Below are 14,108 nucleotides of genomic sequence, written 5' to 3' on the forward strand. Positions count from 1 at the left end.
TCGATATCGCGCCGTTCGGTGTTGAGCGCGTCGAGTTCGGCGGCGATGGAACGGGCGAAGGTCGCGTCGTCGCTGGCGAGCAGCCGGGCGCCGAGATCGGAGCGCCCCACCCGGCCGCCGGCATTGACGCGGGGCCCCAGCAGGAAGCCCGCATGATAGGAGCTGGGGCGTTCATTGATGCGGGCGACGTCGGAAAGGGCCGCGAGGCCCGCATTCTTGCGCCCCGCCATTACCTTCAACCCTTGCGCCACCAGCGCGCGGTTGATGCCGGTCAGCGGCACCACATCGGCCACCGTGCCCAGCGCCACGATGTCGAGCCATTGCATGAGGTCCGGTTCGACCCGGCCGCCGGCGTAGAAGCCGCGCTGGCGCAATGTGCGGTTGGTGGCGACGACGACCAGGAAGGCAACACCCACGGCGGCGAGCTGGCCGTGTTGGCCACTTTCGTCGAGGCGGTTGGGATTGACCACGGCATGGGCCATGGGCAGGCGCGGTTCGGCCACATGATGGTCGACCACCAGCACGTCGAGGCCGGCCTCCTTGGCTGCTTCCAGCGGCGCAAAGGCCGTGATGCCGCAATCCACCGTGATGACAAGCCGGGCGCCTTGCGCGGCCAGCTGCCGCATGGCCGGCGCGTTGGGGCCGTAGCCTTCGGCGAGGCGGTCGGGGACATAGAGGATGGGCGCCTTGGCGCCGACCGCCTGCAGGAAACGCATCAACAGTGCCGAGGAGGTGGCGCCGTCGACATCGTAATCGCCGAAAATAGCAATCTGCTCGCCTTTTTCGATGGCATCGGCAAGTCGGTTCGCCGCCCGGTCCATGTCGCGGAAGAGAGAGGGGTCCGGCATCTGGTCGCGAAGGCGCGGCTCCAGATAAGCGGCGGCCTTCTCCAGATCCTGGCCGCGGGCCGCGAGAAGCTGGCCGATCAGTTCAGGGAGATCGAGGCGCTGGGCGATGGCAAGCCCTAGGCGATCATCATAGGCGCGTTGCCGCCACAGCCGACCGCTGGCCGAATGGGCGACGCCGAGAAAGGCTTCAGAAGCGGTCATCGAACACGCCCCTCACCCCAACCCCTCTCCCCAGAGGGGCGAGGGGCTTGTTGCACAGGCTCGATAGGGACTCCCTCGCCCCGCGATAGCGGGGAGAGGGTCGGGGTGAGGGGCGCGAGGCGGGATCAGCGCGCCCGACACATCAGACGCCCTGCGGCTTCTTGATGGTCCAGTTGTGCTGGGCTTCGATGATGCGGACGGTGCCGGTCTTCGAGCGCATCACCATGGAATGGGTGCTGGCGCTGGTCGTGGAGCGGCGCACGCCGGTCAGCATCGGGCCGTCGGTGACGCCGGTCGCGGCGAACATGACGTCGCCCTTGGCCAGATCCATCAGGCCGTATTTGCGGTTGAGATCGGTGATGCCGATCTTGCGCGCACGGCCCTTCTCATCCTCGTTCCTGAAGACGAGACGGCCCTGCATCTGGCCACCGATGCAGCGCAAGGCAGCTGCCGCGAGGACACCTTCAGGCGCGCCGCCTTGGCCCATATAGATGTCGACACCCGTGCCGGGCTTGGCGGTCGCGATGACGCCGGCCACGTCGCCATCGGAAATGAGCATGATGCGCGCCCCCGTGGCACGCACCTTGGCGATGAGGTCGGCATGGCGCGGACGGTCGAGGATGCAGGCGACGAGGTCGCTGATGTCCATGCCCTTGGCCTTGGCGAGATTCTTCAAATTCTCGGCCGGGCTTGCATCGAGATCGACGAGGCCGTCGGGCAGGCCCGGCCCGACGCTGATCTTTTCCATATAGGTGTCGGGCGCATTCAAGAAACCGCCGGCCTCGGCCATGGCGATGACCGCCAGCGCATTGGTGCCGCCTTTGGCGGTGATGGTGGTGCCTTCCAGCGGATCAAGCGCAATGTCGATCTTCTGGCCGCCGGCGCCGACCTTTTCGCCGATATAGAGCATCGGCGCCTCGTCGCGCTCGCCTTCGCCGATCACCACCGTGCCGTCGATCGGCAGGTCGTTGAGCGCGCGGCGCATGGCATCGACGGCGGCCTGGTCGGCGGCCTTTTCGTCACCGCGCCCCATCAGGCGGGAGGCGGCAAGGGCTGCGGCTTCGGTGACGCGAACGGCCTCGAGGGCCAGATTGCGGTCCATCTCTTAACTCTCCTTCAACTCAGCGTCTCGATCGGCAGCACATGCGCGGGCTCGAGAATCGAATTCACCTGGGCAAGACGCGCCACGACGCGGCCGATGGCCGCCTCGGTCGTCTCATGAGTGGTCAGAACGATCGGCACCGCTTCCCCCGGCGCGCGGGCGCGCTGGATCAACGCCTCCATCGATACGCTTTCATCGCGCATGACACCGGCGATATCGGCAACGACGCCGGGTTTATCCACCACCATCAACCGCAGGTAATAGGACCCGGCATGGAGCCCAACAGGCGCCTGCGCCGCAAGTTCCAAACTGTCTGCCGGCGCCGAGAAGGCGGGCAGGATGAAGCCGCGGGCGATGTCCATCAGATCGGCGACAATGGCCGAGGCGGTGGGCCCCCGGCCGGCGCCCCGGCCGATGGCGATGTTCTCGCCCACGAAATTGCCGCTGGTGACGACCGCGTTGAAGACGCCGTCGACCTTGGCGATGGTGCTGGCGCTGGGCACCATGCAGGCATGGACGCGCTGCTCGATGCCATGGGGTGTCTGGCGCGCAAGGCCCAGCAATTTGATGCGGTAGCCCAGCTCGTCGGCATAGGCGATGTCCATGGCCGAGACATTGCGGATGCCGGAGACATGGACGCCGGCGAAATTGACCGCGCAGCCGAAGGCCACCGACGTGAGGATCGAGAGCTTGTGCGCGGCATCGATGCCGTCGACGTCGAAGCTGGGATCGGCCTCGGCATAGCCGAGCTTCTGCGCTTCCGCGAGCACATCGGCGAATTCACGCCCCGTTTCGCGCATCTGCGTCAGAATGTAATTGCAGGTGCCGTTGAGGATGCCATAGACGGAACTGATGCGGTTGGCGGCAAGGCCTTCGCGCATCGCCTTGATGACCGGAATGCCGCCGGCCACCGCCGCTTCGTAGGCGAGGCCCACGCCGGCGCGTTCGGCGGCAAGCGCCAGGGCCGTGCCGTGATGGGCCAGCAGCGCCTTGTTGGCGGTCACCACATGGCGCTTGTTGGAGATGGCTTTTTCGATGAGGTCCTTGGCCTTGCCCTCGGACCCGCCGATGACTTCGACGACGACGTCGACCTTCGGATGATCGGCAAGCATCACCGCATCATCGACCCAGTCGACACCGGACAGATCGACGCCGCGATCCTTGCTTCGGTCGCGCGCCGAGACGGCGGTGACGACAATGGGACGCGGGCAATGCTTGGAAATGATGCTGGCGTTCTGCTGCAGAACCTCGATCACGCCGATGCCGACGGTGCCGAGGCCGGCAAGTCCCACCCGCAGCGGTGCGGCCGTTGTGGGTTTTCGATCAGCGGCCACGCGCGCCGCCCCTCGGCCGCGCCGAGTCATCAAGCCTGTTCATGATCAAATAGAACCCGGAGCTTCAGTAATCAGTAAGCGGAGAGGTAGATCTCGACGCGGCGGTTGTTCGCCTCGCCCGCCGGCATGGTCTCGACTGCCACGGGGGCAGCCGAACCGGCAGCCGCCACCTGGATGTAGCCGGCCGGGACGCCGCGACGGGTCAGCGCCCGGGCGATCGCATTGGCGCGCTTCATCGAGACGGCGTAATTCACCTGGTCCTGGGCATAGGGGTTCATGTTGCCGGTGCGCTGGCTGGCATGGCCGACGATGCGGATCACGCCGCCGTAATAGCGGTGCATCTCGGCAATCTGCTTGACCACGCGCTGGTCGTCGCGGCCGAGCTTGGCTGAACCGTTGTTGAAGAACACCACGCCGACCGGCTGGCCGGCGGCCGGCAGCGGCGGCACCGCGGCCGGGGCATAAGACTGGTAGCCCGGAGCGGCATAAGGCGCCGCATAGGGCAACGCCGCGCCGCCATAGGCGACCGGCTGGGTCACGCCATAGGGCGAGCGGTAATAGGCCTGGGCCGGATTGTTGCGCTGATAGGGGCTGTAGGATGCGTAACCATAGGTACCGCCGGCGGCGACCGAGGAATAGTCGACCATGACCGGGGTGGCGACGACCGTGGGGGCGCTTGCCTGCGGCAGGGCGCCGGGCTGGACGACATAGGCGTTCTGGCCGGCACCACCGCCAAGCGGCTTCGAGCCCGGCTGCGGCTGGCCGATATAGCCCTGGCTCACGGAGCCCAGCGGGGTCATCTGCGGGGCCGGATACTGGCCGACGATCGCGGGCGCCAGCGGCTGCTGGCTGACGCCGGCCACCTGCGGGGCGGGTGTCCCGGCCGGAGCTGTCGACGAGGGGACGGTCGAAGCCGGGGGCGTCGAGGCCGCGGCCACGGGGGCCGGGGCGGCCGGACGGGCGACGGCGTCGCCGGGGGCCATCAGAGTTTCGTCGGTATATTGGGCATTGGTGCGGTCGGCCGAGAGGCCGGGCTGCACGCCGGCATCGAGATCGGCCGGCACCGGCGGCGTTTTCGGCACGCTGTTGATGTCGGGGACGCTGCCGCCGCTGGCCGAAGCCGTCGCGGCATTGGCTGTCTGGGCGGCGGCGGTCTCGCCGCTGGCTTTAGCGGCGTCGGCCGCGGCCTGCTTCGATGCGGCGGCCTGGGCCGGATATTGCGTGTCGCCGGTCGAACAGCCGGTGATGGCGATGAAGGCGGCCACGGTCGCCCAGCGCTTCAGGCTGGGGTGGCGCATCGAATCGCCCGAATGCGGCAGGAAGGGCCGGAGCGCCGAACCGGACATCATGGCAAAGCGCCCGACGGCCTCGGCAACAGCAACACCGCGCGACGCGGCCAAATCCGAAAAATCAACCATTACAACCTCCCCACAGCCCCGGCCAAAGACCCAGTCGCAAAACGCTGGCATGAAACGCAACAAAACCCAGGAACAAGACCGGGGTCCGGAGCGCTTATCCTAGCGCGCAAAGTACTGGCGCAAAATAAAAGTTCCGATTTTTTAGACTGCGCTACTATAACAAACAAGCGAGATCATGGACGTTAAAAAGCGTTGGCCCCTAAATCGTTGTTATTTTTATCCTTTCTAAGGATCGACAATGGCGAAGAGCGACGCCGGCAACCGGCCCGGGACGAACCAAGGCAAGGCAAATCGCGTTGATCCGCCAAAAGCGGGCCCATCGACCCCCAATTCCACAAGCCCGGATCCCCAAACCGCCGATCCCTCCAAGGTCGATCCCCCCAAAATCGATCCCGGGGTGATGGCGGAGTCGATGAGCCGCATCGCCGAGCAGTCGCAGCGCTTGATGCAGGATTTCCTCACCCGCCATGCCCATGATTTCAGCATCGGCCCGGATGCCCAGAGCCTGGGGCGCGCCTTTCTGGAAATGACGACCCGGATGATGGGCGACCCGGCCAAATTGATCGAGGCCCAGGTCTCGCTCTGGCAGGACTATATGAACCTGTGGCAGAGCACGGCCGCGCGCATGATGGGCCACGAGGCCGAGCCGATCATCGCCCCCGCCAAGGACGATCGCCGCTTCAAGGATTCCGCCTGGAACGACAACCAGGTCTTCGACTACATCAAGCAATCCTATCTGCTGACCGCGCGCTGGCTGCAGAACACCGTGCGCACGGTGGACGGGCTCGACGACAAGACGGCCAAGAAGGTCGACTTCTACACGCGCCAGTTCGTCGATGCGATGGCGCCCAGCAATTTCGTCATGACCAACCCCGAGGTCCTGCGCACGACGCTGGAAAGCCGCGGTGAGAATCTGGTCAAGGGGCTGGAGAACCTGCTGGAGGATCTGGAACGCGGCAACGGCAAGCTCAAGATCTCGATGACCGACCGCGAGGCGTTCGAGATCGGCAAGAACGTCGCTGTCCAGCCGGGCAAGGTCGTCTTCCAGAACGACCTCATCCAGCTCATCCAATACACGCCGACCACCCAGAAGGTCGCCAAGCGGCCGCTGCTGATCATCCCGCCCTGGATCAACAAATATTATATCCTCGACCTGAAGCCGCAGAATTCCTTCGTGAAATGGGCGGTCGACCAGGGCCAGACGGTCTACATCGTCTCCTGGGTCAATCCGGACGAGCGCCTGGCCCAGAAATCCTTCTCCGATTACATGCTGGAAGGCCCATTGGCCGCCATCGAGGCAATCCTCAAGGATACCGGCGAAAAGAGCGTCAACGTCATCGGCTATTGCCTGGGCGGCACGCTGCTCGCCTGCCTGCTCTCTTATCTCCAGACCAAGAAGCGGCAGGAGATCGTGGCCAGCGCCACCTTCTTCACCACCATGATCGACTTTGCCGAGGCCGGTGAGCTTTCCGTCTTCATCGACGAGGAGCAGCTGACCGCGCTTGAAGACAAGATGAACCAGCGCGGCTTCCTCGAAGGCGCTGAGATGGCGGCAACCTTCAACATGCTGCGCGCCAACGACCTCATCTGGTCCTTCGTCATCAACAACTACCTGCTGGGCAAGGAACCGTTCCCCTTCGACCTGCTCTATTGGAATTCCGATTCCACGCGCATGCCGGCGGCGATGCACAGTTTCTACCTGCGCAACATGTATCAGAAGAACCTGCTCATCCAGCCGGGCGGCGTCACGCTCGATGGGGTGCCGATCGACCTCACCAGCATCCGCCAGCCGACCTTCGTGCTGGCGACGCGCGAGGATCACATCGCCCCCTGGGTCGCGGCCTATGCGGCCACCCAGACCTATCAGGGGCCGGTCACCTTTGTGCTGGCCGCCTCCGGCCACATCGCCGGCGTCGTCAACCCGCCGGCTGCGGGCAAATACAGCCATTGGATCGGCAGCACGAAGACCTATCCGCCCAAGCCCGAAACCTGGCTGGAAAGCGCCCAGCACCGCCCCGGCTCCTGGTGGCCGGAATGGCAGAAATGGATCGCCGCCTTCGCCGATGGTGAGGTGCCGGCGCGCCAGCCCGGCGCCGGCAAGCTCAAAGCCACCGAGGACGCGCCGGGGTCTTACGTGAAGGTGATGGCGCAATAGGCGCCGTCACCTGGCACCCCTAGAAACCCAACTCTTTCCCGGCCCCCAGCAGGGTCATCACGCCCAGCAGCGCAAAGATGGCGGCGGCGGTGATGTGCACCGGTTTCATCGGAATGCGCGAGGCCAGTTTGTCGCCGATGAAGACGGCGGGCACGTCGGCTATGAGCATGCCGAGTGTCGTCCCGATGACGACCATGACCGGCGTCGCGTAATGCGCGGCCATGGCGACGGTGGCGACCTGCGTCTTGTCGCCCATCTCGGCCAGAAAGAAGGTGACCAAAGTGGCGCCGAAGACACCGAAGCGCTTGGCGATCCTGGTTTCCTCTTCCTCGATTTCATCGGGGATCAGGGTCCAGACCGCCATGGCGATGAAGGAGAGGCCCAGCACCCAGCGCATGATTTCGGGGCTGATGACGCTGGTGATCCAGGCGCCGAGCGCACCGGCGATGCCGTGGTTGAACAGGGTCGCCACCAGGATGCCGAGGATGATGGGCACTGGTTTCTTGAAGCGGGCGGCGAGCAGGAAGGCGAGGAGCTGCGTCTTGTCGCCGATTTCAGCGAGGGTCACGACGCCAGTCGAAACGAGGAGGGCTTCCATTTTCTTTCATTTCCCTGGCCGGCGAAAAAGACGAATGACCACGACGCATCCCCGGCCAATGGCGGAGGCGCTGTGGTCAAAGGTCTTGCCAAGCTCAGGAACTGCGCCAGCCATGGCCTATCGGCCAAGTATGTTGACGGACGCCTCTTCCGGTGAGGGAAGAGCGGCTACTCCCCAATGACGGCGCCTTCCTATCAGACGCCCCGATTTCCGGCAATAGCCGCGATTGCCGCAAGGCTAAAGGCATGCTCTGCCGCGAAATTTCGCGGCAAAGACATGGGCGACTAGGCGGCCCCCTTCTGCGCCATGCCGGACTGGCGTTGTTCGATCACCTTGTCGGCAAGGCGCCCGGACAGTTCCTGCAGATGGTCGAACTGGCAGGCGAAATTGCCGATGCCCAGCGTCAGCGAGCGGAGCTCGATGATCATGTCGTGAAGCTCGGATTGCGGCACCAGCGCCTCGACCACTTCCCAGCCGGTCCAATCCTCCTTGGCCTGGAAGTTGAGGATCTGGCCGCGCCGACCGGTGACGAGGTTATGGACCCGCGCGGTGAATTCCGCCGGGGCCGAGACCTCGACCGCAAAGATCGGCTCCAGCAGCACCGGTCCGCATAGCGGCAGGGCTTCCTGCATCGCCTGACGCGCCACGGTCTTGAAGGCCATGTCGGAGGAATCGACCGAATGATACTGGCCGTCGAAGAGCGCCACTGCGACATCCACCACCGGGAAGCCGAGCGGTCCGCGCACCAGCGATTCACGCGCCCCATCCTCGACCGAGCCGATGAATTGCCGCGGCACCGAACCGCCAACGACACGGTCATGGAACTCGTAACCCTTGCCGCGCTCCAGCGGCCACACTTCGATATGCACGTCGGCAAACTGGCCGTGGCCACCCGACTGGCGCTTGAAGCGGCTGTGCTGCTTGACGCCGTTGCGGATCGTTTCCTTGTAACTGACCTGCGGCCGGCGATGCTTCATCGGCAGGCCGAAGCGGTTCTTCAGCCGGTCGAAGGCGATGGCGAGGTGAATTTCGCCCTGGCCGGACAGCAGCAGCTCGTGGGTGCTGGGATCGTTGGTGAAGGCCAGCGACGTGTCCTCCTCGATGAGCTTGGCAAGGGCCGCGGTGAGCTTCACTTCATCGGCGCGGTTCTCGGCATCGATCGCCAGGGCAAAGAGCGGTTCCAGCGGTGCCGGCCAGGCGAAATCCGGGTTCCGCTTGCCCGAAGCGGTCAGCAAATCGCCGGTCTTCACTTCCTCCATGCGGGCAAGTGCCACCACCTCGCCGGTCTTGGCCTCGGGAACCTTGTCGAAGGCATTGCCCTTCGGCCGCAATACGCCCGCAACACGCACCCCGTTGAGCACGGAACCTTCGCCGACCTTGCCGCCGAAGATCCGCGCCAGGGACAGCTTGCCGGCATGGGGCTGGTGATAGGTCTTGAACACCAGGGTCGAGGCATCGAAGCTTGAAATGCCGAGACGCTGGGCCGTGGCTTCCGGCCCCGGCACCTCATGACGCAGCGCCTTCAAAAGCCGCCGCACGCCGCCATCGCGTTCCGCTTCGCCCAGCAGGACGGGCACGATGAGGTCGGCCGCGAGGTCCTTGGCGAATTGCTGGTAGATTTCCTCCTTTGGCGGCGCCACGTCGCTGAGGATTTCCTCCATCAGGTGATCGTCGAAATCGGCCAGCGATTCCAGCATGCGTCCGCGCGCTTCCTGTTCGCGCGGCAATACTTCTTCCGGCATCTGGATGAGGTCTGATTCCTGGCCCGGATGGTATTTATAGGCGCGCTCGCTCACCAGATCGACATAGCCGGTGACTTCGCCGCCATCCTTCCCGGCACCGCGGATCGGCACCTGGCGCAGGACCAGCGGTCGCGCCGAGACGGCCTGCAGCGCATCCAGCATTTCGCGCACGCGGTGGGTCGATATATCCATCTTGTTGATGAACAGGATGTGCGGGATCTGGTGATCGTCGAGGAATTTGAGGGTCGGCGCCAGCATCAGTGCCTTGTCGATCAGCGGCTCGGCCACGACGATGGCGACATCGGCTACCATCAGCGCATTGCGCGTTTCCTGTGCCAGTTCGACCGAACCGGGGCAATCGAGGAAACACCAGCGCTCACCCAGATAGTCGGTGGTGGCGGCAGTCACTTCGACCGACATCTTGCGCGCCCGCGCTTCGGCCGAACTGTCGGAAACGGTATTGCCTTCCTTGGCGGAACCCTTGCGCGAGATGGCGCCGGTGACGAAGAGGAGACTTTCGAGGAGTGCGGTCTTGCCGCTCAAGTAGGGACCAACGATCGCGGCGCACCGTGGCGCCATCACTTCTCTGCCGTTTTGGGTTCCAGTGCCTTGCGAAATTGTCGCCATCGTGACCTCCGTTTCGCTGATGAAGTTTTGCGTGAGAGGTCCGGTCTTCTGCGGGGCCGGTACGATCAAAGTCTTTCAGCCGCTGCCACCCGCCGCAAGGATAAAAGCTGCGGCAAAACCGCCTCAATTGCATTGCATCGCAATATGAAGGTGAGCCTTGCTGACGCTTGGCAAGGGACGCCGGATCGGGCAATCTCGTGAACGATTGTTCACAGCTGCTTTGGGGAAAGCATGCCGCGCGGATTGGCGACCAGAAACCGGATCAAGCAGGCCGCACTCGAACTCTTCGTCACCAAGGGCGTGCTCGGCACATCGGTGCGCGATATCGCGAGCCTTGCCGACATTGCTGAGGGCGGGCTCTATCGCCATTACGCCTCGAAAGAGGATCTGGCCTGGAAACTCTTCTCCGAGAACTATGCGGGCCTTGCCAAGGAACTTGCCGACCTCGCCAAGGCAAAAGGCGATTTCACAAGTCGCCTGAGCGGCATGATTCACCGCTTCTGCCGCTTCTTCGACGAGGAGCCGCTGCTGTTCCGCTTCCTGCTGCTGACCCAGCACCAGGAACTGCCCAAGTTGAAATCGAAGACGCAATCGCCGGTGCAGGTACTGCACCGGCTGGTGAGCGACGCGCAGAAGAATGCCGAGGTCGATATCGACAATCCCGACCTCGTCACCGCGCAATTGCTGGGCCTCATCCTGCAGCCGGCCACGTTCATGGTCTATGGCCTGCTGACGCCGGGCATGCAGCGGATCGAGGCGGAAACGCTGGCCGCGTGTTTGAAGATTGCAGCCCCTCCCACCTTCAGGGGGGAGGTCGGGAGGGGGGCCAGGGCCAGTCCGGCTATCGGCAAATCCTCACCCATGCCCCCACCTAACCTCCCCCTGAAGGGGGAGGGATTGGACCGAGCCGCCACTGGCCCCCGCCGCGCATCCGCCCGCGCCCGGAGCGTGTCATGACCGGTGCTTGCGAACTCACCATCCTCATGCCCTGCCTCAACGAGGCGGAAACCTTGGCGGTCTGTATCAGGAAGGCGCGGCGCTTCCTCGAGGAACAGAAGATCGTCGGCGAGGTATTGATCGCCGACAATGGCAGCACCGACCGATCGCAGGATCTGGCACGCAGCGAAGGGGCGCGCGTGGTCGATATTCCGGTGAAGGGCTATGGCGCAGCCCTCATCGGCGGCATCGAGGCGGCGGCGGGCCGTTTCGTCATCATGGGCGATTCCGACGATTCCTACGACTTCTCCGCCCTCATGCCCTTCGTGACACAATTGCGCGCCGGGTATGAACTGGTCATGGGCAACCGCTTCAAAGGCGGGATCAAGCCCGGCGCCATGCCGCCGCTCCACCGCTATCTCGGCAATCCTGTGTTGACGGGCATCGGCAAGCTCTTCTTCCGCAGCCCGCTCGGCGATTTTCATTGCGGCCTGCGCGGCTTCTCGCGCGATGCCATCCGCGCGCTCGATCTCCGCACCACGGGCATGGAATTTGCGAGCGAGATGATCGTCAAGGCGACCCTCAATGGCCTCAAGGTCACCGAGGTGCCGACGACCCTGTCGCCGGATGGCCGCTCGCGGCCGCCGCATCTCAGGAGCTGGCGCGACGGCTGGCGGCATTTGCGCTTCCTGCTGATGCTGAGCCCGGAATGGCTGTTCCTCTATCCGGGCATCCTCATCGGCTTCTGCGGTTTCGTGCTTCTGGTGGCCCTTACCCTGGGCCCGGTGCGCATCGCCAATATCACCTTCGACATCAACACGCTGCTGCTGGCGGGTATTGCCGTCATCGTCGGCACGCAGGCGGTGGCGCTGGCGGTGCTGGCCAAGCAATTCTGCATCGCCAACCATCTGCTGCCGCCCAGCGCCCGCTTCCGCTCATTGGCCGACCGGCTGTCGCTCGAGCTTCTGCTGGTGGTGGGCGGCCTCCTCACACTCAGCGGCCTGGTGGGCATCGCCACCGCCATTCTCACCTGGCGCGAGGCGGGCTTCGGCAATCTCGACACCGGAGCCATGATGCGGCTGCTGGTGCCGGCCTCGACTGCGCTTTGCGTCGGCCTGCAGCTGGCCTTCACCGCTTTCTTCAAAGGCGTGCTCGGATTGGCGCACCGGTAAACGCCCCTCACCCCGTTATCGCGGGGCGAGGGAGATTCGACCGAGCTTGGCCTCAAGCCCCTTGCCCCATGAAATGGGGAGAGGGGTTGGGGTCAGGGGTCTTTCGCTCAGGGCAACGGGCAGACCAGGTTCTTCTTTGCCATGTCGACGTCATAGGCGTAGCGCGGGCGGTTGACGCAGGTCTCGGTATATTTGGCCGCGAGCGCGTTGTAGTCGCTGACCGCCTGGTTGAGCGTCAGGCGCGTATCCGATTGGATGAGATCGCGCAGTGCTGCCGCCTGGGCCATCGTGTTCTTCAACAGCTCCTGCCCGATGACGTCGTTGGGGTCGAGCGTCTTCCTCCGTTCGGCGATCTGCGCGTCCAGCATGTTGAGCTGCGCCTGGCGTTCGTCCAGCATGGCGCGGTGCGTGGCGATCTCCTTGCGCATGGCCTCTAGCTGCGGCTCCTGGCACAGGCATCCTTTCAACTCCTCGACTGACAAGGCCGGGCCGCTGGCGGCGTTCTGCGCCAGGGCGACACCGCCGGTCATGACCAGCGCGGAAACGAGAGATGCAAGAAAGCGATACGTCATCAGATGGGTTCCGTCTTTCATTCTTTGGTCGAGACCTTATGCTCTAGCGCCGGTTTATGGCAATGTTGCGGCCAATAAGCAAAGAAACAGGGTGGGGCTTCAATGCGGATCGTCGTTCTGGGTGCGGGCCTTCTGGGGGTGACCGCGGCCTATTATCTTGCCAAGGAAGGCCATGAGGTCACCGTCATCGACCGGCGGCCGGAACCGGCGCGGGAAACCAGCTTTGCCAATGCCGGGCTGGTGACGCCGGGCCATGCCAGTTCCTGGGCCAGCCCCAAGGCGCCGCTCATCCTGCTGAAATCCCTGTGGCGAAACGACACATCCCTGCGCTACCGCCTGCGCCTCGATCCCCGCATGTGGCTGTGGAGCCTGCAGTTCCTCCGCAATTGCACCCTCGCGCGCAACCGCGCCGCCACCAAGACCAAGATCAAGCTGTGCGTCTATTCCCAGGCCGAGACCTTGCGCGTGGGGCGCGAAGAGAGGCTGGAATGGGACCGCACCGCCAAGGGTGCCATCTATATCTATAGCGAACCTGCGGCCTATCGCGCCGGCAAGGAGAGCATGCGTTTCCTGATGGACCAGGGCGTCGAGATGAACTTCCTCGACCCCGACCAGCTGGTGGCGCTGGAACCCGGCCTTAAACACGCCAAGGACAAGCTCGCCGGCGGCATGCACACGCCGGGCGACGAATCGGGCGATGCGCGGAAATTCACGCTGGGCCTCGCGGAGCGCGCCAAGGCCCTGGGCGTCACTTTCCGCTTTGGCGAAACCATCACGCGCATCGATGTGGCCGGTGGTCGTGTCAGCGCCGTTTATACCGACAAGGGCGAGTTTGCCGCCGATCAATATGTGATGGCGCTGGGTTCCTACGCGCCGCTGCTCTCAAGGAAGATCGGGTTCAATTTGCCGATCTTCCCGGTGAAAGGCTATTCGGTCACCTTGCCCGTGGCCGATCCCGATGAGGCCCCCACCATCGGCGGCGTGCATGAGGAACATCTGGTGGCGTTCTCGCGTCTCGGCGACCGGCTGCGCCTCACCGCCACGGCCGATTTCGCGGGCTACGATACCGAGTTCGAACCGGGGAATTTCGCCCATATGCTGCGCGTGGCGCGCGACCTTTTCCCCAAGGCCGCCCTCTATGACCGGCCCGATTACTGGGCGTGCCTCCGTCCCATGACCCCCGACGGCCCGCCCATCATGGGCCCGTCACCGATTTCCAACCTGTGGCTCAATGCCGGCCACGGCCATATGGGCTGGACCATGGCCTGCGGCTCCTCGCGTCTTCTCGTCGACCAGATGCTGGGACGGAAGCCAGAGATCGATCCGGAGCCGTTCCTGTACACGAGATACTAGTTTCCTCGTCATGGTACGCGAAGGCGTACCACCCACGAGTCACTTTCATC

At 64.4% G+C, this 14,108-nt stretch carries 11 protein-coding genes and 1 riboswitch; of the genes, 4 read left to right on the plus strand and 7 right to left on the minus strand.

Annotation, left to right across the window (positions count from 1 at the left end; all coding sequences use genetic code 11):
* The 4 genes from ACE3OA_RS20740 to ACE3OA_RS20755 all read right to left on the minus strand — a co-directional run.
* On the minus strand, window positions 1-1,049 hold a 1,049-nt coding region (locus ACE3OA_RS20740; protein WP_374314401.1), incomplete at its 3' end, for a DHH family phosphoesterase.
* A 142-nt stretch (window positions 1,050-1,191) separates the two neighbouring features.
* Window positions 1,192-2,151, minus strand: a complete 960-nt coding sequence (gene glpX, locus ACE3OA_RS20745) for a class II fructose-bisphosphatase (protein ID WP_374314403.1) — start codon at window positions 2,149-2,151, stop codon at window positions 1,192-1,194.
* Between the two features lie 14 nt (window positions 2,152-2,165).
* Window positions 2,166-3,485 carry a homoserine dehydrogenase gene (locus ACE3OA_RS20750; RefSeq protein ID WP_374314405.1) on the minus strand — a complete coding sequence of 440 codons (1,320 nt, stop codon included), beginning with the start codon at window positions 3,483-3,485 and terminating at the stop codon, window positions 2,166-2,168.
* A 71-nt stretch (window positions 3,486-3,556) separates the two neighbouring features.
* A complete protein-coding gene (locus ACE3OA_RS20755; protein WP_374314407.1) occupies window positions 3,557-4,903 on the minus strand; it encodes an OmpA family protein in 1,347 nt (448 codons plus the stop codon).
* Window positions 4,904-5,315: 412 nt separating this feature from the next.
* Between ACE3OA_RS20755 and ACE3OA_RS20760 the strand changes: the two genes are divergently transcribed.
* Complete coding sequence (locus tag ACE3OA_RS20760) at window positions 5,316-7,058, plus strand: PHA/PHB synthase family protein (protein WP_374314409.1); 1,743 nt, start codon at window positions 5,316-5,318, stop codon at window positions 7,056-7,058.
* Window positions 7,059-7,077: 19 nt separating this feature from the next.
* On the opposite strand, the gene ACE3OA_RS20765 is transcribed toward ACE3OA_RS20760, so the two are convergent.
* The gene (locus ACE3OA_RS20765) at window positions 7,078-7,656 is read right to left on the minus strand and encodes a TMEM165/GDT1 family protein (protein WP_374314411.1); all 579 of its coding nucleotides are present in this window, start codon (window positions 7,654-7,656) and stop codon (window positions 7,078-7,080) included.
* An 8-nt stretch (window positions 7,657-7,664) separates the two neighbouring features.
* A riboswitch (yybP-ykoY riboswitch) is annotated at window positions 7,665-7,846 on the minus strand.
* 94 nt (window positions 7,847-7,940) lie between these two features.
* Window positions 7,941-9,977, minus strand: coding sequence for an elongation factor G (locus ACE3OA_RS20770; RefSeq protein ID WP_374314413.1), 2,037 nt, complete (start codon window positions 9,975-9,977; stop codon window positions 7,941-7,943).
* A gap of 279 nt (window positions 9,978-10,256) precedes the next feature.
* Here ACE3OA_RS20770 and ACE3OA_RS20775 point away from each other — a divergent pair, with 279 nt between their 5' ends.
* On the plus strand, window positions 10,257-10,982 hold the full coding sequence (locus tag ACE3OA_RS20775) for a TetR/AcrR family transcriptional regulator (protein ID WP_374314415.1): 726 nt from the start codon (window positions 10,257-10,259) through the stop codon (window positions 10,980-10,982).
* Window positions 10,979-12,133: a glycosyltransferase family 2 protein gene (locus ACE3OA_RS20780; protein WP_374314417.1), complete on the plus strand. Its 1,155-nt coding sequence runs from the start codon at window positions 10,979-10,981 to the stop codon at window positions 12,131-12,133. The genes ACE3OA_RS20775 and ACE3OA_RS20780 overlap by 4 nt, the downstream gene beginning before the upstream one ends.
* 107 nt (window positions 12,134-12,240) lie before the next feature.
* Here the strand turns inward: ACE3OA_RS20780 and ACE3OA_RS20785 are convergent, their stop codons facing one another.
* On the minus strand, window positions 12,241-12,705 hold the full coding sequence (locus ACE3OA_RS20785) for a hypothetical protein (protein WP_374314419.1): 465 nt from the start codon (window positions 12,703-12,705) through the stop codon (window positions 12,241-12,243).
* A 102-nt stretch (window positions 12,706-12,807) separates the two neighbouring features.
* Between ACE3OA_RS20785 and ACE3OA_RS20790 the strand changes: the two genes are divergently transcribed.
* Window positions 12,808-14,058, plus strand: coding sequence for a D-amino acid dehydrogenase (locus tag ACE3OA_RS20790; RefSeq protein ID WP_374314420.1), 1,251 nt, complete (start codon window positions 12,808-12,810; stop codon window positions 14,056-14,058).
* Window positions 14,059-14,108 lie beyond the last annotated feature (50 nt).

Origin of the sequence: Dongia sp., assembly GCF_041906375.1 — a bacterium.
In the GTDB taxonomy this organism is placed as follows: Bacteria; Pseudomonadota; Alphaproteobacteria; order Dongiales; family Dongiaceae; genus Dongia.